This is a genomic window from Aerococcus suis (assembly GCF_900176325.1).
GTDB classification, from domain to species: Bacteria; Bacillota; Bacilli; order Lactobacillales; family Aerococcaceae; genus Aerococcus; species Aerococcus suis.
The window spans coordinates 332,171-353,852 of record NZ_FWXK01000002.1 but is presented as its reverse complement, the minus strand read 5'-3'; the positions used below and the strand labels follow the sequence as shown (position 1 = coordinate 353,852).

Annotated in this window: 17 protein-coding genes and 5 pseudogenes; 18 read left to right on the top strand and 4 right to left on the bottom strand. The window is 36.0% G+C overall.

The annotated features are described in order from the left end of the window. The 13 genes and pseudogenes from B8955_RS03345 to B8955_RS03275 form a co-directional block, all read left to right on the top strand. A pseudogene (locus B8955_RS03345) lies at positions 1-300 on the top strand (IS6-like element IS1216 family transposase); the annotation flags it as partial. 311 nt (positions 301-611) lie between these two features. Further along, positions 612-1,184, top strand: a complete 573-nt coding sequence (locus tag B8955_RS03340; RefSeq protein WP_084098496.1) for a Dps family protein — start codon at positions 612-614, stop codon at positions 1,182-1,184. Positions 1,185-1,412: 228 nt separating this feature from the next. Further along, positions 1,413-2,072 (top strand): Crp/Fnr family transcriptional regulator, encoded by a 660-nt coding sequence (locus B8955_RS03335; RefSeq protein ID WP_234983516.1) that lies wholly within the window; start codon positions 1,413-1,415, stop codon positions 2,070-2,072. A gap of 145 nt (positions 2,073-2,217) precedes the next feature. Continuing rightward, positions 2,218-2,559: pseudogene (locus tag B8955_RS03330) on the top strand (prolipoprotein diacylglyceryl transferase family protein); the annotation flags it as partial. 146 nt (positions 2,560-2,705) lie between these two features. After that, complete coding sequence (locus tag B8955_RS03325) at positions 2,706-2,939, top strand: heavy-metal-associated domain-containing protein (RefSeq protein ID WP_084098490.1); 234 nt, start codon at positions 2,706-2,708, stop codon at positions 2,937-2,939. A 197-nt stretch (positions 2,940-3,136) separates the two neighbouring features. Then, positions 3,137-4,999, top strand: a complete 1,863-nt coding sequence (locus B8955_RS03320) for a heavy metal translocating P-type ATPase (protein ID WP_084098487.1) — start codon at positions 3,137-3,139, stop codon at positions 4,997-4,999. 297 nt (positions 5,000-5,296) lie between these two features. Beyond that, on the top strand, positions 5,297-5,524 hold the full coding sequence (locus B8955_RS03315) for a hypothetical protein (protein ID WP_084098484.1): 228 nt from the start codon (positions 5,297-5,299) through the stop codon (positions 5,522-5,524). A gap of 1,710 nt (positions 5,525-7,234) precedes the next feature. Further along, positions 7,235-8,590, top strand: a complete 1,356-nt coding sequence (locus tag B8955_RS06795; RefSeq protein WP_143238354.1) for a DUF1541 domain-containing protein — start codon at positions 7,235-7,237, stop codon at positions 8,588-8,590. 69 nt (positions 8,591-8,659) lie between these two features. After that, on the top strand, positions 8,660-9,118 hold the full coding sequence (locus tag B8955_RS03295) for a DUF305 domain-containing protein (protein WP_084098478.1): 459 nt from the start codon (positions 8,660-8,662) through the stop codon (positions 9,116-9,118). A gap of 917 nt (positions 9,119-10,035) precedes the next feature. Then, positions 10,036-10,779 (top strand): MurR/RpiR family transcriptional regulator, encoded by a 744-nt coding sequence (locus tag B8955_RS03290; RefSeq protein WP_084098476.1) that lies wholly within the window; start codon positions 10,036-10,038, stop codon positions 10,777-10,779. A gap of 120 nt (positions 10,780-10,899) precedes the next feature. Further along, on the top strand, positions 10,900-12,225 hold the full coding sequence (locus B8955_RS03285) for a 6-phospho-alpha-glucosidase (protein ID WP_084098474.1): 1,326 nt from the start codon (positions 10,900-10,902) through the stop codon (positions 12,223-12,225). A gap of 75 nt (positions 12,226-12,300) precedes the next feature. Beyond that, a complete protein-coding gene (locus B8955_RS03280) occupies positions 12,301-13,866 on the top strand; it encodes a PTS transporter subunit EIIC (RefSeq protein ID WP_084098472.1) in 1,566 nt (521 codons plus the stop codon). Between the two features lie 26 nt (positions 13,867-13,892). Further along, complete coding sequence (locus B8955_RS03275) at positions 13,893-14,081, top strand: PTS glucose transporter subunit IIA (protein WP_084098470.1); 189 nt, start codon at positions 13,893-13,895, stop codon at positions 14,079-14,081. A 198-nt stretch (positions 14,082-14,279) separates the two neighbouring features. Here B8955_RS03275 and B8955_RS03270 read toward each other — a convergent pair whose 3' ends face one another. Both B8955_RS03270 and B8955_RS03265 read right to left on the bottom strand, forming a co-directional pair. Further along, the gene (locus B8955_RS03270) at positions 14,280-14,831 is read right to left on the bottom strand and encodes a recombinase family protein (protein WP_084098468.1); all 552 of its coding nucleotides are present in this window, start codon (positions 14,829-14,831) and stop codon (positions 14,280-14,282) included. A gap of 254 nt (positions 14,832-15,085) precedes the next feature. Then, positions 15,086-17,011: a heavy metal translocating P-type ATPase gene (locus B8955_RS03265; RefSeq protein ID WP_084098466.1), complete on the bottom strand. Its 1,926-nt coding sequence runs from the start codon at positions 17,009-17,011 to the stop codon at positions 15,086-15,088. A gap of 365 nt (positions 17,012-17,376) precedes the next feature. Between B8955_RS03265 and B8955_RS03260 the strand changes: the two genes are divergently transcribed. From B8955_RS03260 to B8955_RS03245, 4 genes and pseudogenes are all read left to right on the top strand, one after another. Next, positions 17,377-17,691 carry an ArsR/SmtB family transcription factor gene (locus tag B8955_RS03260; RefSeq protein ID WP_048728532.1) on the top strand — a complete coding sequence of 105 codons (315 nt, stop codon included), beginning with the start codon at positions 17,377-17,379 and terminating at the stop codon, positions 17,689-17,691. Between the two features lie 23 nt (positions 17,692-17,714). Beyond that, on the top strand, positions 17,715-18,638 hold the full coding sequence (locus tag B8955_RS03255) for a cation diffusion facilitator family transporter (protein ID WP_084098464.1): 924 nt from the start codon (positions 17,715-17,717) through the stop codon (positions 18,636-18,638). Positions 18,639-18,965: 327 nt separating this feature from the next. Further along, a pseudogene (locus B8955_RS03250) lies at positions 18,966-19,097 on the top strand (ATP-binding protein); the annotation flags it as partial. Beyond that, entirely contained in the window at positions 19,094-19,285 is a 192-nt protein-coding gene (locus B8955_RS03245; protein WP_084098462.1) for a hypothetical protein, read from the top strand. The pseudogene B8955_RS03250 and the gene B8955_RS03245, both read left to right, overlap by 4 nt. Positions 19,286-19,919: 634 nt before the next feature. Here B8955_RS03245 and B8955_RS03240 read toward each other — a convergent pair. Both B8955_RS03240 and B8955_RS06880 read right to left on the bottom strand, forming a co-directional pair. Next, the gene (locus B8955_RS03240) at positions 19,920-20,810 is read right to left on the bottom strand and encodes a DegV family protein (protein ID WP_084098461.1); all 891 of its coding nucleotides are present in this window, start codon (positions 20,808-20,810) and stop codon (positions 19,920-19,922) included. A 26-nt stretch (positions 20,811-20,836) separates the two neighbouring features. Beyond that, a pseudogene (locus B8955_RS06880) lies at positions 20,837-21,052 on the bottom strand (TetR-like C-terminal domain-containing protein); the annotation flags it as partial. A gap of 152 nt (positions 21,053-21,204) precedes the next feature. Here B8955_RS06880 and B8955_RS03235 point away from each other — a divergent pair. Beyond that, positions 21,205-21,525 (top strand): annotated as a pseudogene (locus B8955_RS03235) (transposase); the annotation flags it as partial. Positions 21,526-21,682 lie beyond the last annotated feature (157 nt).

Below are 21,682 nucleotides of genomic sequence, written 5' to 3'. Positions count from 1 at the left end.
GTTGTAGTCACAGATAAAGCCCCCTCTATTACAAGTGCCTTTAAGAAACTAAAAGAATACGGCGGCTTTTATCAAGGGACAGAACATCGTACCATTAAATACCTGAATAATTTGATTGAACAAGACCATCGTCCAGTAAAGAGACGCAATAAATTCTATCGAAGTTTACGCACTGCCTCTACCACGATTAAAGGCATGGAAGCCATTCGAGGATTATATAAGAAAACCCGAAAAGAAGGCACTCTCTTCGGGTTTTCGGTCTGTACTGAAATCAAGGTATTATTGGGAATCCCAGCTTAAATCATAGATACCGTAAGGGATTTTATTCTTTATTTAAAACTTTGCAACAGAACACTTTATGTACATAAAGTGTGGGCTCGCCGAGGGGTCTTGCAGACGGCTATTCGGTTCTTTTTAGCCGAGTATCAGCGCACCCTTATGGTGCAATCATCTGAATTTAATAGAGAAGCCTAGCGTCTATTAAGAAATGATTTTCTTGATGCGCGTCAATTTTTTTGAGGTAGGGGGCCTTTATACTAAATTCAGTAAAGGAAAAGGAGGCATCAAAGGAAGCCATTTTAAACGAACCAAAATTATAGGAGGAATAGATCATGACTAAAAATAAAGCGTCTCAAGAAAGAACACCCCAAGAAAGATTGCAAGAAGAACAAGAACACAAGGAACATGTCCATAATACAAAAATTAATGCAGCGGCCATTTCGGATCATCTTTTAGGGAACATGCATACTTTACATGTGAAATTGCACCAATATCACTGGTATGTAAATGGCGCTAATTTCTTCACCCTGCATGAAAAATTTGAAGAATTGTATAATCAAAACGAAGAATGGTTCGACAAACTAGCAGAACGCTTGATTACTTCCGGTCATAAACCGGCTTCAACCACCGCTGAATTTGAAGAATATTCCATGCTTTCAGAAGATGCCATCAATAAATATGCTCAAGCAGAAGACATGGTTGAAAATATTATCGAAGATTTCAGACGTACCCGTGAATTAACGATTCGTGCTATTCGTTTAGCACAAGATGAGGGTGACGATGCTTTAGAAGATACACTGATTGCTTTTAAAAATGACTTAGATAAAAACATTTGGATGCTACAAGCGTTCATTGGCAAAGAGGCATTGGAAGATGACGATGCGTTTGATGAGGATGAAGATTAGGTTTTTCGGAAACATACATTTAAAAATTAAAGATTTTAGGATTGGGACTCTTTCCAGCTCCTATTTTTGGCCGCTAAAAAGACTTTTCTTGATGAGTGTCAATTTTTTGAGCTAGGAGCCTTTATACTAAATATAGGAAAGTTAAAAAAGAACAGTAAACTGATAAAGGAGAAGAACGAAATGACTTAATGCACCCAACCACATGTAGCAGGAGACCACTCAGCTTGTATCCGTTTAGTCCCGATATTCAATCATTTGGAGGAAAGCGCGATGGATCGCATCGCTGGAAAAGCTCACACGAAGCACTATCAAAAAGGGGAGTTTCTGTTTCGCTCGCAAGAAAAAGATGATGCCTTGTATATTGTGAATCGCGGAAAAGTCCGCATCTATCGCTTGTCTGATTCTGGTAAAGAGCAACTAGTGCGTATTTTGAATCCGGGTGACTTTACGGGAGAATGGACGTTGTTCAATCCTGATGTTGTGCACGAGGAATACGCAGAAGCTACTCGAGATACGTCTGTCTGCATGATTCAACAACATGATGTACAAGAGTTTCTAAAAGAGTATCCTGCAATTTCGTTAAAGTTGCTAGGAGAGATGTCGCAGCGGTTAGAAAGATCTGCACGTCAAACCGCACAAGTAGCCGTGGAGAGTGTCATTACCCGTTTAGTTTTGTTTTTGGCAGAAAATGTGGAACCTGAAATGGGCAACTCTCCCACCATCACCCTGCCGATGGCAAAGAAGGACATTGCTTCCTATTTAGGAACGACACCTGAGACCATCAGTCGCAAATTTGGAGAATTGGAGAACGAGGGATTGATTCAACAGCTGTCTGGGAAAAGGATCAAGATTCAGGATTTAGATGATTTATTGCTTTACAGCGAATAATCGGACACGGAAAAGTGGCGTATTACGAAGCGAGTGACCAGGGAGCTAAAAGTGTATTCACTGTTTGGTTTCCATGGAGCTTAGCCAGAATCTTGTTCAGCATCACCATGACTATAATGACGTGAAAAATTGAAGAAATGGAGCAAATGGTACCTACTACCATCCAACTTTTTTATACGAGTCATTGTGGAGTTTGTTGGGCTTTATCCTCATCGTCACTATACGGAACCGAAAACAGCTTTTGCGTCAAGAAGAAGTCGCTTTGAGTGACGTTTTGTGGTACTTAGTGGATCGGTTCTTCATTGAAGGTATGCGAACGAACAGTTTATGGATTAGCGAGTGGATCCGCGTTTCGCAAGCCTTGTCTCTGACCCTGTTTATTGGCGCGATTGTAGTATGGTTTATACGCAGACAAGATTATCCACTAATTTCTTATTATTCTGATGACAATAAGGGGCAGAAAAAGACTATTAAGATGGTGAATTGAGCAAAAAGATAAAAAGAAGTGCCGAACTTGATATGCGTCAATTTTCGTTTGCTAAAAGTGAGCTATATTACAGTTGTAAAGAGGAAAAGGCAGTGTTCATTAATCTGCTGCCGATAAAATAAAAATACATAAAGGAGATAGGAATTATGGAAAAAGCTATATTGCAATTAGAAACGTTGTCTTGTCCAAGTTGTATGCAAAAAATTGAAGGTGCCGTAAAATCAGTTAACGGTGTTGATAAAGACAGCATTAAAGTATTATTCAACTCCAGCAAAGTCAAAACCAATTTTGATTCAGCTGTCACTTCGATTGAAGAGATTCAAAAAGCTATCGAAAACGTAGGCTATCCGGTCCTTAAAGCAAAAGCCAAGGCCGCTTAACAGATTAAATGAACTAGGCAATTCTGGAAGAAAAGCTATTTTTTCAGGATTGCTTTTTTTGTTGCAATCCGATTTAAGGTGCTTAGAAACAATAAAAGAGAACTTCTTAAACTTGATGTCAGTCAATTAATTACTTAGGCAATTATCTTATATTGTGTTTATCAATAAGAGAGAAATTAAATTTGGAGGGAAAAAGCATGCAACAATATATATTAAGTAAGAAAAATGTTATCACCGTCATCAGTGGATTGTTCATCGTACTCGGTTTCTTCAGTCACTTTGTTTTAGAAAACGTAGGACTTTCAGAGTGGGCTTTGATCATCGCCTCTGTCTTTGGGATTATGCCAATTGCCATTCAATCGTTTCAAGCAATGAAAGTCAAAGTCATCAGTATTGATGTCTTAGTCAGTATTGCAGCGATTGGTGCGCTTTTTATTCAAAATTATGAAGAATCGGCTATTGTCACATTCTTATTCTTATTCGGACACTACTTGGAACAACGAACATTGAATCAAACGCGATCTGCTATCAAAGAATTGACTGAAATGGCACCCGAAAACGCCTTGAAACAAATGGATAATGGCGAATTTGAAGAAGTAGACGTGGATGATATAGATGAAGGGGATATCTTACTCGTTAAAACGGGTGCGAAAGTGCCAGTAGATGGCATAGTCCTTACGGGTGAAGGGCATATCAATGAAGCTAGCATTACAGGTGAAGCTGTTCCGGTCAATAAGCAAGCTGATGCAGAAGTTTTTGCAGGAACTATTTTAGAAAACGGAACGATTCAAATCAGAGCTGACCGAGTTGGTGAGGACACCACATTTGGAAAAATTATTGAACTCGTGGAAGAAGCACAAGATTCTAAATCCGAAGCGGAACGGTTCATTGATCGCTTTTCTAAATACTACACACCAGCTGTCTTGGTTCTGGCAATTGTTGTATGGGCGTTCAGTCAAAATATTGAGTTAGCAATCACCATCTTAGTTCTAGGTTGCCCAGGCGCATTAGTTATCGGAGTGCCTGTCTCAAACGTTGCCGGTATTGGGAATGGTGCTCGTAACGGTGTTCTTTTAAAAGGGAGTGAAGTCATTCAAGACTTCAGCAATGTGGATACAATTGTATTTGATAAGACAGGTACTTTAACTGTCGGAAACCCAACCGTTGCAGCGACTGAACTGTATGAAAAAGATTCTACTGAAACGCTTGGCTATCTGGCCAGTGTGGAACGGGAATCAGATCATCCATTAGCAAAAGCGGTCTTAAATCAAATTGGAGAAACAGACTTTTATCCTGTTGAAGAAACTGAAGTCGTGAAAGGCGGCGGCATCGTTTCAAGTATAGCTGGACATAAAGTGGTTGTTGGGAATGTGGCCTTGATGAAAAAAGAAAATGTCACTCTCAGCAAAAAAGTGCAAAAAGATGTCAAACGGTTTGAACAACAAGGGAACTCTCTCGTTTTGACAGCGGTCGACGATGAATTAAAAGCACTGATGGGTATTCGCGATCAAGTTCGTCCGGGTGTGAAAGCTAATTTGCAGGAATTAAAAGACTTGGGCGTAAAAAATCTAGTTGTTCTTTCAGGAGATAACCAAGGAACCGTGGATGTGGTCGCCGGCGAACTTGGTTTGACCGAAGCTCACGGCCATATGTTGCCGGAAGACAAATCGGCTTATATCGGAAAACTTCAACAACGTGGTCAAATTGTAGCCTTTGTTGGAGATGGCGTTAACGATAGTCCGTCCTTAGCTTTAGCAGACATTGGAATCGCAATGGGAAGCGGAACGGACGTAGCGATTGAAACATCCGATGTCGTTTTAATGAACTCGAACTTTAGCAACTTGCCTCACGCATTAGGATTAGTAAAAGCCACCGCAAATAATATGAAACAAAATATCGTGATTGCAGTTGGCGTAGTGTTGGTCTTGTTGACCAGCGTCTTCTTCAGCGAATGGATGAATATGTCTATCGGAATGTTGGTTCATGAAGGTAGTATCTTGGTGGTAATTTTCAATGGCATGAGATTAATGAAGTATCAGTTGAAAGGTCGAAAAGAATAAAAAGAAGTATCAGCACCTACAGAGAAAGTAAAAATATCTTAAGAATGAATTAGAAGAGGCTGAGACAATAGTCCATCCTTGAAGCGATAATAGATTAAAAAAACGAAAAAGCATTGATTACTGAAGCAAATGAGGAGTCACTAAGTATCACTTAGAATGCTTCAACTGTAGTTGCTAAAAAAGATTACGTGGCTTACTCATCGAGTTGAATTATCAAATTGCTTTGTATAGTGAAGAGTTCGTTTATACTGATATTCAGACAAGCGATTCTGACAAAATCCCCTAACATAGTTAACGATGTCAGTTAAAGATGGGCAAGGAACTCCTAATCAACTAGATAAAATATTCGATTTCTACGTAAATCCAAAACGTGATGCTGCGATGTCAGATAGCGAACTACGTGAGTTAGTTTTAGCAATGGCTTTAGAAAAAGGTCTAGTGAATACGTTAGATCTTTCTTCAAAAGTTGAAGCTGAGAATGAAGAACCAGTCGCAAATAATTCAGAACAACGTCAGGCAATTTAATCAGTAAAGACAATTTCATATAATGTTTTTGATACCAGATGGTCAATGACTGTCTGGTATTTTTTTGTTTGTTATCTTGAAGGGTAGGGTGGGATGAAAGTAAGTTCGAGCGAATGTCATCGTGACACCATGCCAATTTTTCTTGTCCTCATCTAGGCCATTACCTTCGGTTACGCCAAAATTATTTCAAGCGACTTGTCAAAAAAATGCCTTCTAAATTTAGAATGATAGGCTAAGCTTCATCATTTTTTTCGTCCTCAATCTTAAAGGGGGTAGGCTAGGCTCCATCAAAAAACTTCTATTTATATCAGAAGCTTGGCCAAGGATTTGTAAAAAATTCTTGTATTCATACCAAAAGCCTAGGCAAGGTTTTGAGAAAAAATCTTGCCTTCACTCCAAAGGGGCAGGCTAGGCTTCAGGCAAAATTCTTCAAAAATTTTCAAAGGCATGGGTAGGCCTTTTCAAAAATCTACCTAACCAAAGTGTAAGCCCTAAAGGAAAAAGATACTTTTTCACAAACTTTTTGTTGTTACAAGTCGCTCCAAAAGCCTATGAAATCAAGGTTTAAACTGCATCAAGAAACTGCAAAAAGTGGTGCAATAGTGTAACAACTTGTAACAAGAAAATGATAAAAATGCACCATTTTCCCTTATGCTCTTCCACCCTTTTTCAGCAATCACAAAGTATGCCTAGCTTATCTAGTAAAGCCTAGCAAGGTCAAACGGATAAAAAGTATCTTTATATAGGCGAGCCTTCAAAGGTCATGGGCGCAAATTAAAGGAGAGATTTTAAAGGGTCGGCAAGATGATTAAGCAGAAAAAAGGAAAGTTAGGCAGTCAGGCCTTGAATCATTTTAAGGAGGATCAAGGGAGGTTGTACGAGTTCGGTTTGAGTTTTAAAAGGGATCATGCAAAGGAAGTATGGGACCAGTTAAAATTTAAAGGGGACCATGCAAGGGAAGTATGGAATCAGTTAGAATCTAAAAGGGGTCATGCAATTGAAAGAAATATATATGTCTGGAAGATTATTAATCTATTTATATACGCCTGAAGTTATTTCCAATCTTGAAAATGTATTTCAATCTAAATATGCTGAAAGAATAGAAAATGAAAGTAATCCTTAAAAATAAAAATGCCGTGTAAAGCTCATATTTGCTCTGTGTGGCATTTTCAAACACACTAGTATGTATATATTCAAATATATTTGAAAAACTCTCTATATTGACCTACACATCCAAAAAATATAGAGAATCATTTACTAACTTAATTAATTCTCCATAACCACATTAAAAACCGTATTCATAAGTTAAGACTAATGAACATGGATTAATAAACGCTACCTAATCACTTTTTGCCATATTCATTTCTTATAACTATAGGTTGCAACATAAATCTTAACGAAAGATATGGGCTTGACTGAACTTGTAAAAGAAGTACTTTAAAAACAATTAAAATTAGTGGGCATTAATAAGGGATTTATAGGTGATCTAAGGGATAATTTGTTGTCTTTGGTTTCTAAATTAATCTACGTGTTTATTATGGAATCGCTTTTTAAATATTGATGAGATAATAAAAACAACGATAAGTCTTCATTTGTAATTGATAAAAATCAAAGTGTTTGACAATGATAAGGGGTAATGATAAGCTACATGTAAATTCATTTAACTACATTTGTAAACAAAGGTGGTATTACCAAAAGGAGAGAAATCGTATGAAAAAAACAATTATAAGTAGTCTTTTATCTGTAGCATTATTAAGTTCTTATCCTCTAGTGAATAAGGTAGGCGCGAATACACTTGATGATGTAGATAATGCTGCTCAAACTGGCTCGAAAACGGTGGCTAGCGAAACAACGGATAAATCTCAAACAGGCCACGAAGGTATGGAACATGATGAATCTGGGGAAATTCCAGAAGGATTGGCAGAAGCAGAAAATCCAACTTATCCAGAAGGAAGCGAAGTAACGATTCAAACCGATCACATGCCAGGAATGATGGGAGCTACAGGTGAGGTTGTAGGTGCCTTTGATTCAATTGCCTATGAAATCACCTATAACGATACCAAAACAGGAGAGGAAATCGCCAATCACAAATGGGTTGTACACGAGGAAGTTGAAAATGCCCAAGACGAGCCTTACCAAGCAGGTGACGAAGTCGTTCTAGAAGCTGACCATATGCCCGGTATGCAAGGGGCGACCGCAACTATTGATTCGGCAGAAGACACCACTGTTTATATGGTCACGTACACGGATACAGAAACAGACGATACTGTTGAAAATCATAAATGGCTAATAGAAGAAGAATTAGGGGAAGAAGTACAAGACTCAAGCCAATTTTGGAGAGCGCGTACAGTAGAAGAAGTACAAGCAGATGTTTCCCAATACGATACATTAGAAGAACTTAAAAATTACGAAGTGGTTTGGGGAGATACTCTCTGGGCGATTTCTCAAAGTACTAATTTTTCAGTAGACGATTTAACTGAAGCATTTAATATTAAAAACGCTGATTTAATATTTGCTAACTACACACTTGAAAATCAACCATCATTAGAAGATAGCTATGAGAACCAGATAATTAGCGAGTCCAAAAAAACAAGAGATATGGATAATATGGGAGATATGGATAATATGGGAGATATGAAGCATGATGAGTCGGGAGAAATTCCAGAAGGCTTGGAAGAAGCTGAAAATCCGATGTACGAAGTAGGAGAATCTGTTATTCTTCAGCGCGATCATATGCCTGGAATGGAAGGTGCCGAAGCAACTGTTTCTGGCGTATTTGCTACGACGGCTTATGAAGTTTCTTTCAATCCAACCAATGGTGGAGAACGAGAGGAAAATCATCGCTGGGTTATCCACGAAGACATTTCTGAGTCAACCAAAGGCGCATTTGAACCTGGAGAAGAAGTGACATTAGAAGCCGACCATATGGAAGGTATGGAAGGAGCAACTGCAATAATTGATGACGCTGTAACTACGAATGTTTATATGGTGGATTACCAACCAACAGATGGCGGAGCAGTTGTTCGTAATCATAAATGGTTTGTTGAAGAAGAATTAGCTCAATAATCACTAGTGGTACATTAAAATACCTACCAAACTTAAAGTTTAAGAAATGCTAAAAAAGGACGGATACTTATGAATAAATACCTAAAATTTGCCCTCATGATTTTAACTTCAACAGTCATTATGTACTTTCTAATGTTTGTGAATGTCAATGAATTTGCGCACATTTACTTGAGTCAAACCCGTGTTTATATGGCTATTTTGATGGGCGCAGTCATGGCTATCATTATGATGGGTTTTATGTGGAAAATGTATGATAATAAAAAATTAAACGCCGTTATAATGGGGCTTTCAGTCTTACTCGTGCTGGGATCGTTTGGGCTTATTCAAAACCAAGTTGGCGTAGACGATACTGCTTGGATGAGAGCCATGATTCCACACCACTCTACCGCTATTATGACTAGTGAAAATGCCAATCTCACAGATTCACGAGTACAGCAATTAAGCGAAGAAATTATACAAGCACAAGAAGAAGAAATTGCTGAGATGGAACAATTAATTGAAGATATAGAAGAAAACGGCGAAGAATAAACATTCAATAAATTTAAAAAGTAAAAAGATCCCTATACACAAGAAGTCTATGATAACTTCCGTGTGTATAGGTTTTTTTCTATTTTTCCGCTTTTTCTCAATTTTTGATTTCCTAAATACGATAAACAATTAAATTGCTCAATAGTGTTCATCATATTTAGAAAATATAATTTTAAAAATAAGGAATTATAAAATCAATAAAAGTAAATCAATGGTAACCTTATAATTAGTATTGGGTAAAGATAGGAAAACAAAGGCAATAATAGCTGGTTACATTTATTAAAAAAGAGGCTGGGACAAAAGGTCTCTCAAAAAAATACACTCCCAAAACTATGAACTTTTTTGTTCAGTAGTGGGAGTGTATTTTTCTATATCTTTATAAAAATAAACGAAAGTGGGGCTACTTTTTTCGCAAAAGTAGTTTTGTCCCAGCCTCAAAAGCTTTCTTTTTTTGTTATCTCGTATTCAAAAGTTAAAACTTTGAACATATCTTTTCTAATATAGGTCAATCAAAATAAGGGAGTCTCATCAAATACACTTCTTAAATATTCGACCTTAGATAACGAGGGTATTTTCCTGTCTTTTGGATATATCTTCTTTCGATGAAAAGACAACAAAAAAAAGACTTATGCATATCACTGTAGAGGCCCCCAAAAGTTAGACCAAAAATCTAACTTTTGGGGGTTTATTTTTATGGTAAAATAGTAGCCATAAGACATCCCTCTTTCGTATGTGTTGTGTGGTAACTACATTTTACCAAAGAGAGGTGTCTTTTTGTGTACATTTTTGATAGTTAAGTCTTTAGAACATCGTTATATCAAAGGATTAAACAGATTTTTTAACTGCGAAAGTTGAGGTATGATGTGTTAAAATATAATAAAGATAAGCAATGATGACAAGTAAGGAGAGATTTTATCATGGGATTATTTAGTCATCTTCAAGCCAATCAGCATCTATTAAATAAACAAGAGTTAATACATTTAAACTATATGATGGATAAAGAAAATTTTTCTTTATTAAAGAATAGTACATTGAAAGAACTAGCAGACAGACTCTATGTCTCGCCGAATACGATTGTCAGAATGGCTAAAAAATTGGACTATCGTGGGTATACTGAATTAAAATTAGCTATTGAAACGGAACATAATAAGAGTAGTTTTTTGAAAAAAGGGAACCGGCTAAAACTTATTGATCAAATGAACCGAACAGAGGAGTTATTGAGTTCGAGTACAGTAAAAGAAGTATTACGATTAATTTTAGCTGCTAATCATATTTACTTTTTTAGTTGTGGACCTTCTAAGTTTCCTTGCGAGGAAATGAAAGAGAAATTAAGAATATTAGGTTTTGAGTCGTCTCTTTATTATGAGCCTCATGTGATGAGACAACGAGCTGAAAAACTGAAAGAAAATGATTTAGTATTTGTAGTAAGTCTAAGTGGTGAGACTAAAACCCCCTTAGATGCGGCTCGTTTAGTTAAACTGACTAAGGCAAAGATGATTTCGATTACAGGATTTTCTCAAAATTCAATTTCTCAGATAGCTGATGTTACTATGTATACTTTTTATGACAAATTAACTTACGCCGATATGGATGTTTCTTCTAGATTAGGTATTTATTATGTATTAAATTATATTTTTGAAGAATTAGCACCGTTGTGTTGAGTAACACAACGGTGTTTTTTTTTATTTTATGGGTGTTGTTGATATAGAGTCATCAAAAAAGCGTTTTTTTGATTAAAAATTGTATAGACTAGGATTATCAAATGAAACGGAGTGATTCGAATGAAAAAAAAGAATAATATTGTTATTGTTGGAGGAGGATCTACTTGGTCTCCAGGAATTTTAAAAGCTTTGACAAGACATCAAGATATCTTTCCTTTTGATAAAATAACTTTGTATGATATTAATGAAAAAAGACAAGAAGTTATTGGGAAATTTGGTGAGATTTTATTTAGGGAGGAAACACCAGATATAGAGTTTACCTATACAACTGATAAGGAAGAAGCTTTTAGAGATGTTGATTTTGTTTTCTGTCAAATGCGTACGGGTGGTTATCCAATGCGTGAAAAAGATGAAAAAATTCCTTTGTCTATGGATCTTATTGGACAAGAAACATGTGGACCAGGTGGGTTTGCTTATGGAATGAGATCAATTAGAGACATGATAGAATTAGTTGAAGATGTTCGTAAATTAAGTCCAAAAGCATGGATTTTAAATTACACAAATCCAGCGGCTATTGTTGCCCATGCATTAAATATGGTGTTCCCAGATGATAAACGTATTTTAAATATTTGTGATCAGCCCGTCAATCTATTGCGTTCGTTTGGACGTTTAATCAATCGTGATTTTAACGAATTTGAACCAACTTATTTTGGATTGAACCATTTTGGTTGGTTCACACATGTGTATGATAAAGAAGGAAATGATTTATTACCTGAAATCAAAAATTATACGATTAAGAATGGCTTCTTACCTGTTGATGCAGAACAACGTGATCAATCATGGCTAGATACTTATGCTATGGTGGAAGATATGATTAAAGACTTTCCAGATTATCTACCAAATACTTACTTACAGTATTATTTATATCCTGAATACAAGTTATCTACATTAGATCCTAATTATACACGAGCTAATGAGGTAATGGATGGACGTGAAAAACGTGTGTTTGAAGAGTGTGAGAGAATTGCTCAGGTTGGAACAGCAAAAGACTCCCATATTGTTCATAATGATGCCCACGGAGATATGATTGTTGAAGTTGCAGCTTCTATCTATGGTAATTTAAGAAAAACCTTTATTGTGATTGTTCCAAATAATGGGATTGTTTCTAATTTACCAAATGATTTAATGATTGAAGTCGCAGCATCATTAGGTGCTAATGGACCACAACCATACGCAGTAGGTGAAATAGGTACTTTTTACAAAGGATTAATCGAAGGCCAATATGCTTACGAAAAATTAACATGTGAAGCTTATTTAGAAAAATCATATACAAAAGCATTACAAGCTTTAACTTTAAATAGAACTATAGGAGATGCTAAAAAAGCTAGAAATATTTTAGATGCTTTAATTGAAGCAAATGTAGATTACTGGCCAGAATTAAAATAATAAGAGGGGGCTTTAAGCTCCTTCTTATTATTTAGTACAAGTAAATGAAAGCGATTTTTTGGGAGGGAAATAATAATGATAAAAGAGAAGATTTTAGAATCATTTCAGAAATTAGGAAAAGTTTTAATGGCTCCAGTGTTGATTTTACCGATATCAGGTATTTTAGTTGGCGTAGGAAGTGCTTTTTCCAATCCTAACTTAATTAAATCAGTTCCATTTTTAGGCAGTACTTTCTTCGTCTATTTATTTAGTTTGATGAAGGACGCTGGAAATGTAGTTAATAATAATATTCCTGTTATCTTTGCTATTTCAATTGCGTATGGTTTTGCTAAATCCGAGAAAGGAACAGCTGCTTTAGCTAGCTTTTTAGGTTACATGACGCTCAACACTGTGATGGGTTCTTTCTTGGTCTTAAAGGGAACCATTGATCCCGATAATTTATTAACAGGTCAGCGGAGTATTTTAGAAGTTCTAACTTTAGATACCGGAGTTTTTGGAGGTATTATCATTGGACTTTTAGTCAGTTACTTACATAATAAATATTATAAAATTGAACTACCATCTGTTATTTCACTATTTAATGGGACACGTTTTATTCCAGCTATTACTATTATTGCTTCTTCTTTTGTTGGTTTAATAATGGCATTTGTTTTTCCACCAATTCAAAATGCTTTGGGGACTATGTCTGAATTTATCGTGTCAACTGGATCTTTAGGATCTTTTGTCTATGGAACATCAGAACGTTTACTACTACCATTTGGTTTACATCATTTTATTTATTTACCGTTTTTCTTTACTAGTTTGGGTGGTGTAGAGGAGATTGGCGGTCAAGTAGTGGAAGGTGCGGTTAATATTTATAATGCTATTTTAAATACGCCAGGGGCAAACTTTGATATTAGTGTTAGCCGTTTTTTAATGAATGGAAAAGTAATCTTTGCGATGTTTGGATTACCGGGAGCTGCGTTAGCTATGTATAAAACAGCTCTACCAGCTAACAAGAAAAAAGTTGCATCCTTAATGATAGCTGCAGTTATTCCTTGTGCTTTAATGGGAATTAGTGAACCTTTAGAGTATAGTTTTTTATTTGTAGCACCGATATTATTTGGTATTCATGCAATTTTATCAGGAGTCGCTTACCTATTAACTTATATAGTATCATTTAACGTAGTTGGTTCTGCTTCATTTGGGGGACCATTTATGTCGCTTATTTTTAACGGAATTATGGGGGCGGATAAAGGTTCTAACTGGTTATGGGTGATACCTTTAGGTGCTTTATATTTTTGTTTATATTATTTTATTTTTAAATTTGCCATTATTAAATGGAATTTAAAAACTCCAGGTAGAGAAGTAGAGGATGTTGTTATTTCTGGTACTGTTGAAAATACTACAGATTCTAAAGAGCTTTTAGAAGCGATCATTGTTGCTGTCGGTGGTAAAGATAATATTGAGAAAGTAGATGCTTGTTTTACACGTTTGAGAATAACTTTAAAAGAGCCAAGTAAAGTTGAATCAAGTACTCATTTCACGGAAAAACTAGGGGCAAATGGTGTTGTTAATGTTCCATCTGGTATCCAAATTATTTATGGTAACAAAGCAGCAGTCTATAAGACAGAAATGAGAGAATTACTAGAAATGGAGTAATTGTTTCTTTGAAGGGAAGATAAAGTGTGAATTTATTTAAAAAATTTAAAAAGAAGACGAACCAATTAACCCTACATAGCGTAAATACAGGGGTATTTGTTCCAATTACAGAAGTGAAAGATGATGTGTTTTCTCAGAAAATGTTAGGGGATGGTTTTGCTATTAGACCTAATATAAAAGAGGTATATTCACCGATTAGTGGTAGAAGCATTTAGAGGGTCAGGATACCCTGATATGCCAGAGTTAGAACTGGCTCCTCATTTAGATTGGTATAAAGATGTAGATATACGTAAAGAATACAATTGAGTTATATAATATCTGTAGAATCGAATAAACTAAAAAGCATTTTAAGACTGTTTCGTGGAGAGTCATCCACTCGGAGATTCGAAACTGCCTTAAAATGCTTTTTTTTACTATTTTAAATATCGATAGAGTGTAGCTTTACTAATACCAGTCATTTCCGTAATTTCTTTTACACTATATTCCTGACTGTCATATAGTTTCACTGCTCTTTCAATATCTCGTTGATTAACGCGTGGGCGACCACCTTTTCTACCTCTAGCCCGCGCGCTTTTTAAACCTTCTTTCGTACGCTCTACAATCAAATCACGCTCAAACTGACTGAATGCTTGGAAAACGGTCATCATTAAGCGTCCTTGGGGTGTACTAGTATCGAAGTTTTCTTTCAGACTTACAAGCTTCACTTTATGCTCTTCAAAGTAAGTAACGAGATCAATTAAATCTTTAGTACTACGACCTAGACGCGAGAAACTTTCCACTATAACTGTGTCTCCAGGACGTATCTTATCCTTTAGTCGGTTCAGCTGAGGCCGATCGGATTTTGTTCCAGTCATTTTTTCAGTAAGGATCTCATTGCAATTTTGCTCATTGAGTAAATCTAGTTGTCGGTTTAACTCTTGTGATCGTGTACTCACTCTAGCATAGCCATATATATATCCATTCATAAAACTCATCCTTTTTTTTGATTTTATTGTATCATAAATGGTGGTTAAAGATTCATACATAAAGAGAAAAGTTTTGATACTGAAAAGGACTACTTTTTTAGTAAAAAAATAGTCCTTAAAAATCGTATCATAATCGATTGTTTTTGAGACAAAGTAATTTATAAAAAATATGCCTCTAACGTTTTTAGAACGTTAAAGGCATATTAACTTCAGACAGTTATTACTATACCCTAGATTTATGGGTTTTGATAGAATTAATTAGATTTTAATAAACGAAGTCCATTCAGAATAACGACCAACGTACTTCCTTCATGAATAATGACACTGATTGCTATATCTGTTAGACCTAATAAACTCACTACAACTAAAAAGGCTACGATTGCCATTGAAAAAAGGATGTTTTGCCATATGACACGATTCATTTTAGAAGAAATTCCATGAGCTTTAACCAATTTAGATAAGTCATCCTGCATTAAAACTAAATCAGACACCTCTACTGCTACATCGGTTCCGTCTCCCATGGCAATCCCTACATTTGCATTCACAAGGGCTGGGGCATCATTTACACCATCACCCACCATTGCTGTTACGCCGTATTTCTCTTTTTGCTCGTCTATAATTCGAGATTTATCTTCTGGCATGACATTCGCGATTACTTCATCTATTCCTAATTGTTCAGCAACTGCTTTTCCTGTCATTTCTGAGTCGCCAGTGATTAGAGTGGTGTGTATGCCTTGTTCTTTAAAGTATTTAATAGTTTCTTTTGCATGTTCACTTGGAACGTCCATGAGAGCTATAAGTCCAATGACATTCTCATCTTCTGCTACATATACGACTGTCTTACCTTCTGATGCCCACTCATTATTTAAACGAATATATTCATTTGCAACCTCGTCAAATGAAGTTGGTTTTCCGATCCGATAATTTTTGCCGTTGTAATCTCCTGTCAACCCTTTACCAATCTGATTTTCTACTTCAATAGTCAGTTGATTTTTTTGTTCAAACTTTCTTAGAATGGCATCTGCTAAGGGGTGATTGGATTCTTTTTCAAGAGCTACCACGATATCAATCATATTTTCTTCGTTCACGGAATCAGCAAAATAATAATTGGTTACTTCAGGTTTTCCTTTGGTCAAAGTTCCGGTCTTATCAAATGCAATGGCTTGAGTATCGGCTAATTGAGACAGGTAAGAACTACCTTTTGAAAGGACGCCTTTTTTGGCCAAGTTAGAAGTCGTCGATAAAGTTACCGATACAGTAGCTGCTGCTAAAGCACAGGGTGAAGCTGCCACTAAAAGGACCAATCCTCTATAGATACTTTGTGACCATGTCCAGTCTAGGAGAAAAGGAGCCAATAACATGAATAACGGAATGGCAATTAAAACAACTGTAACGTATTTCGGTTCAAATTTTTGGATTATACTCGCAGCTTTTGTTTGGTTGTCTTGGTTCTGGTTTACTAACTGTAAAATTTTTGAAAATACTGTATCTTTATTTTCTTTAGTGACTTCCATTGTGAAAGTACCTGTTCCATTGATTGTACTTCCGAAAACGTCGTCTCCTTTGGACTTCTCTTTTGGGATACTTTCTCCATTAATAGACGACTCATCAATGGACGTAGAGCCTGACAAAATGACGCCATCAATGGGGACTTGATCGCCATTCAATACTTGAAGTTGATCTCCCACTTTTAATTCACTGACGTCAACATTTTTTGTACTGCCATCAGGCTGGATTAACCGGGCAGTCGTTGGATTCATTTCGAGTAATTTCGTGATTTCTCGTTTACTTCTTCCTTCAGCGTAATCTTCCAGGAAATGTGCGCCTGAAAAAATGAGAATCAACAACGTTCCTTCCCAAAAATTCCCTATCGCTGAAGCTCCTATAGCCGCTAATCCCATTAAAATATGAGAATTAGGCGTAAACTTATTATTTGCTTTTGTATTCTCAATTGTCTCTCCAAGACCTTCCAGAACAATGACATGATAGCCCGCACTAATTGTGGCGAGTGAGAACATGATGTTTTTAATTAATTGATATTCTCCACTTAAGAACAATGCAACAATTGCCAATGCCAAACCAATAAAGTATAGAATAATAGGCATCTTCCCGTGATTGTGATCATGGTCGTGGTTATGTTTCTCTTTTTCCTGTGAATGTTGCTCTTTGGTAGTTTCCATTTCTATCACCTTTCTATTAAATTTCTTTGATTTTTGTTGACTTTTTTTGTGCCTTGCAAATTCTGAGCTCGTTTGTTTGCTTAAGTAAGGCAAGGATTCATATGGTTTGGGCTTATCCAGTCTCCATCTCCTTTTATTTGTAAATCGGAATGATTCTGTAAACATATGAATTTACATTCATATGTTTACAGAATCATATTAACTCACTGTATGAATTTTGTCAAGACAAGATGCTTCTTATTCAAATGGACTACTATTGCTGATACAAAAGTCTTAATTTTGTCTATAAACAAAAAACTAGCATCGTTTTACTCACGTGGTATTATATATATGAATGGAAAATCATGTGAGAGGAATAAGAGCATATGGATACATCAACAACTTCGCCAATCAATAAAGAGAAGATCCAATCAATAAGCAAAGTATTCAAAGTGATTAGTGACCCTACACGCTTGTCAATTCTCTTTCTTTTACAGAAAGAAGAGCTCAGTGTTGGAAACATTGTGCTTGCATTGGATATGGAACAGTCCGCGATTTCACACCAACTAAAAATATTGAAAGATTCACGTTTAGTGAAGGCAAGAAGAGAAGGGAAAAGCATGGTTTACAGTCTTGATGATCTTCATGTTTTCAGTATTCTCGAACAAGTCTTAACTCATATCAATGAACAAGAACAATAAAAGCTAATAAGGTATAAAACTAAATGGAGGTTTTTAAAATTTCAAAGTCAGAGAAACAAGAAAATCACTCGCACCAAAATCAACCGAATAAGAATATTAAAATTGCTTTTTTCACCAACTTTATTTTTTCCATGATTGAATTTTTCTTTGGGGCTCTTTTCAATAGTGTGTCAATTATGTCCGACGCCGTTCATGATTTAGGAGATTCCATTTCTATTGGATTCGCTTGGTTTTTCCAGGGGTACTCAGAAAAGCAGCAAGATGAACAGTTCACTTTTGGTTATAACCGCTTTTCATTATTAGGGGCGTTGATAACTGGAGTAGTACTGATCGGCGGCTCATTTTTTATGATTTACCGAAGTATCCCACATTTGATTGATCCGCAACCGGTTAATTACAGTGGCATGTTTTGGCTTTCACTCGTGGCTATTGGATTGAATGGATATGCGGCTTGGATTCTAAGCAAAGGGTCGTCTAAAAACGAAGGCATGTTGAACCTGCATATGCTAGAAGATGTATTAGGGTGGATTGGGGTCTTGGTTGTGAGTATCGTAATGAACTTTACCGAGGCTTATCGATTGGATCCAATCTTATCGATTTTGATAGCACTCTATATCCTCTATAAAACTGTACCTGAATTTTTCAGTACAATAAAAATTTTATTGAACGGTTCGCCGGAAAATGTAAACGTAGAGAACCTGGCGAACTCCATTAACAATATTCCTGCTGTAAAGGACCTCTCTCATTTTCACATTTGGTCACTGGACGGAGAAGAAAATGCCCTTATCGTTACGGTTCTTATAGACTCTTCCGATATAAACAAGACTAGGGAAATCAAAGAAGAAATTGCAGAGCTTGCTCATACATCGGGTGTAAAGGATCATATCACAATAGAAATAACTACAAGTAAAGACGAACTGGAAAAAGGGTATGCTTATGGCAGTTAAAGTATTTATATATTGAAAAAAGGACTATTTTAAATCGAGTAGGAGACTAGCCATTAATGGCTAGTCTCCTACTCGATTTATTAGTGCAAAGCATCCCTTAAATTTAATGCAAAATAAAATTACAATTTACACTTAATTGGCTTTTTTTATTTAATTTATCGGTTTCATAACTTATTGTTTTTGATACTGAAATTATAGAGAAAAAATAGAGTTTTTTTCTGATTTAACAATCTAATATAGATCCTGAATAATTCATACTTTTCGTTGAAACATGTGCCAACTGCCTAACGGCAGCTTAAATTTACTTTTTCATTTTCACCTGAAGGTTGGCATGAAAAAATCAAACACACTCAACTAGCCGATGCGATTCTGGATCGAATCAAGCACAATTCTCATCAAATCATAGTTGATGGTGAAGTATCCATGCGAGAGCGTCACGGTTTGGAGGGCATGAAATGATTCCTATTGAAGTTGAAACTCGTATCGCTCTTTTTTTATTTTCGACGATACCTTCCAGAAGATATCGATTTAAATCTACCTCGTTACTCCTACCTTATTACTTAGAGGACGAAAAGCAGCCTTCGGCTGATGAAATGGTTAATTTAGCCACTAAGTTCCTTGAACAAGCTATGAAGGAATACGAATAATCTATTAATTTATTTTAAGATGAAAAACAGAGCTCATATTGGGCTCTGTTTTGATTAATTTCTTATTCTCTTCAATCAATTAGCGGAATGGACGACAACTTTCGCATTCAGTGGACGACTATTCCGCATTTACTGGACGAAACTAGTCGCCGTGCTCACTTATTTTTTATTATACCACCGATACTATTCGTCAGAATATCCTCAGATTCATTGAGCTCGATAATAATCGGTGTCGTATTCATAGTTCCCTAGGACATAATAATTCCGTTGAGTTGGAGCGGTATCATGCATCATCAAGCCAGTGTGTCCATGATATTTTCCTTTTTGCAACTCAAAATAGTATGTGCTGTGGATCTAGTTTCTTTTTACTTCGGTGAACGGTTAATTTTGTTTGCCAGCATGTAATAACGTGTCCCCTTATACGACCTCGATCACTACTGACACCAGCACCCGGTTTTTGATCTCTTTATAAAGACTTTTGTCCTTAGTATCAATGAACGTGATAAATCGCTCAAAGTGCTGGAATCTAAGGATTTCTAGGTATCGTCCCGACGTATCGAAACCACGCACTCTATGTGTGTTGTAGCTTAGCTATCGATGCAAAATAATATGTGAAGTGGGAAGTTTAAAGGTTTCATCTATTTTTTCTTGAGTCTCCCCAGAAGAAGAGTGCCACAGTTCCTGGACCGGTATGTGAACCTATTGTAGTTCCAACATTATTTATTTCAACCTTGTTCTTCAAGTTGGGAAATGATTCCTCGATTAATCTCGCGACTTCTTGAGCTTCAGAATTAAAAGCAGAATGAGATATATAACATTTATCAGAATATTCAAGACCTTTAATAGCATGATTTTTCATTTTATCTACAATTAAACTAATTACACGTCTCTTACCTCTTACTTTTTGTTGAGGAGTTAATTTTCCATTTTCATCCATATTTAACAATGGACAGATTTTAAATGTTGTTCCAACAAATCCAGATGTCTTTGAGATTCTTCCTCCTTTAACATAAAAAGATAAATCAGTCGAAAAAAACCAATGATGTAGATTCAGTTTGTTATTTTCTACCCAGTCATACAACTGTTCAAGTGTGTATCCGTCGTCCCTTAGATCTGCCAGTTTATCCATCAATAAACCATAACCAGACGATGCCGCAAGAGAGTCAACGATGTATATTTTTCGATCCGGATATTCCGCTTCCAATAGTTGCTTTGCTGCACACGCTGAATTATATACTCCAGATAATCCTGAAGACAGTGATACGTGTAAAATATCCTTCCCTTCTTTCAGAAACGAAGAAAAGTAATCTACAAACTCTCCTACATTTACTTGTGATGTTTTCGTCTCAGCCCCATTACTCATTGCTTTATAAAAATCGTCATATGAAATCGACTTACCAAGATCATCTTTATATTCTTTTCCATCTACCATAAAATGAAAACAAACATAATTTATACCACGACTGTTGAAGTGCTTTTCTGTTAAGTCTGCAGTCGAACAACAACTTAAAATAAATTCTGACATCATCTTACCTCTTTTCTCTTCTCACATTAGCCTTTAATGAAATAATTGAATCCATTTGCAGAAAGTTCAGAAAGCTTAACTGAAATCTCATCAATAGACACGTTCTGATTGTTTCTAAACCAAGTTTGATATACAGCTATAATCCCAGCTATTGTATAGTCAATGATCATATCTTTATCAATCTCGTCCAAATCAGCAAACATGGTTTTATTCCTCTTGATTATTTCCTTAAGTTTTTTCCTGAATAATTCATACTTTTCGTTGAAACATGTGCCAACTGCCTAACGGCAGCTTAAATTTACTTTTTCATTTTCACCTGTTAAGTGATGAAAAAAGAACCCCATTCTGATATGGTAAAGGTGTCTAAACTAACCATAAGAAAGGAATTCTCTTCATGATTAGCTTACACAAAAACCAGGTAAAATTCAATTCAAACATCATCATTTCGCATACAGGTGGTCGCTTATCGAGTGATTCGGGTTTAGTCTTAGTTAAAGAAGTAATGGATACCTTCAAGTTTTCTGATTTGGCAAAATCACTTCTGGACATTAAAGATAACCGTGCTTACTACACGCATGATAATTTAGCGATATTAGAACAGCTCATTATGCAATTGATTGCTGGTTATTCGGCAGACTCGTCAGCTAATCTGTTACGACAGGATCCAGTCTTTCAAATGGTGTTAGGCAGAAAACAATTAGCCTCACAATCGTCTACAAGGGAGAAGTATGCCTTCAAACAAACAAGAGAATCGTAAGAAGGTTCATTTAGTTAAAATCTACTTCGAGAACGCACTATTTTGTAGAAAAATTCCTAATTTTTCCAAGAACGATTAATTTATTCAAGAAACCAGCTTAAATTATAGAGCTATG

What these genes read in the sequence shown, in the direction of transcription:
- B8955_RS03340 (WP_084098496.1), top strand. Translation starts at nt 612, where the DNA reads ATGACTAAAAATAAAGCGTCTCAAGAAAGAACACCCCAAGAAAGATTG.
- B8955_RS03325 (WP_084098490.1), top strand. Translation starts at nt 2,706, where the DNA reads ATGGAAAAAGCTATATTGCAATTAGAAACGTTGTCTTGTCCAAGTTGT.
- B8955_RS03320 (WP_084098487.1), top strand. Translation starts at nt 3,137, where the DNA reads ATGCAACAATATATATTAAGTAAGAAAAATGTTATCACCGTCATCAGT.
- B8955_RS03315 (WP_084098484.1), top strand. Translation starts at nt 5,297, where the DNA reads ATGTCAGTTAAAGATGGGCAAGGAACTCCTAATCAACTAGATAAAATA.
- B8955_RS06795 (WP_143238354.1), top strand. Translation starts at nt 7,235, where the DNA reads ATGAAAAAAACAATTATAAGTAGTCTTTTATCTGTAGCATTATTAAGT.
- B8955_RS03295 (WP_084098478.1), top strand. Translation starts at nt 8,660, where the DNA reads ATGAATAAATACCTAAAATTTGCCCTCATGATTTTAACTTCAACAGTC.
- B8955_RS03290 (WP_084098476.1), top strand. Translation starts at nt 10,036, where the DNA reads ATGGGATTATTTAGTCATCTTCAAGCCAATCAGCATCTATTAAATAAA.
- B8955_RS03285 (WP_084098474.1), top strand. Translation starts at nt 10,900, where the DNA reads ATGAAAAAAAAGAATAATATTGTTATTGTTGGAGGAGGATCTACTTGG.
- B8955_RS03280 (WP_084098472.1), top strand. Translation starts at nt 12,301, where the DNA reads ATGATAAAAGAGAAGATTTTAGAATCATTTCAGAAATTAGGAAAAGTT.
- B8955_RS03270 (WP_084098468.1), bottom strand. Translation starts at nt 14,831, where the DNA reads ATGAATGGATATATATATGGCTATGCTAGAGTGAGTACACGATCACAA.
- B8955_RS03265 (WP_084098466.1), bottom strand. Translation starts at nt 17,011, where the DNA reads ATGGAAACTACCAAAGAGCAACATTCACAGGAAAAAGAGAAACATAAC.
- B8955_RS03260 (WP_048728532.1), top strand. Translation starts at nt 17,377, where the DNA reads ATGGATACATCAACAACTTCGCCAATCAATAAAGAGAAGATCCAATCA.
- B8955_RS03255 (WP_084098464.1), top strand. Translation starts at nt 17,715, where the DNA reads ATGGAGGTTTTTAAAATTTCAAAGTCAGAGAAACAAGAAAATCACTCG.
- B8955_RS03245 (WP_084098462.1), top strand. Translation starts at nt 19,094, where the DNA reads ATGATTCCTATTGAAGTTGAAACTCGTATCGCTCTTTTTTTATTTTCG.
- B8955_RS03240 (WP_084098461.1), bottom strand. Translation starts at nt 20,810, where the DNA reads ATGTCAGAATTTATTTTAAGTTGTTGTTCGACTGCAGACTTAACAGAA.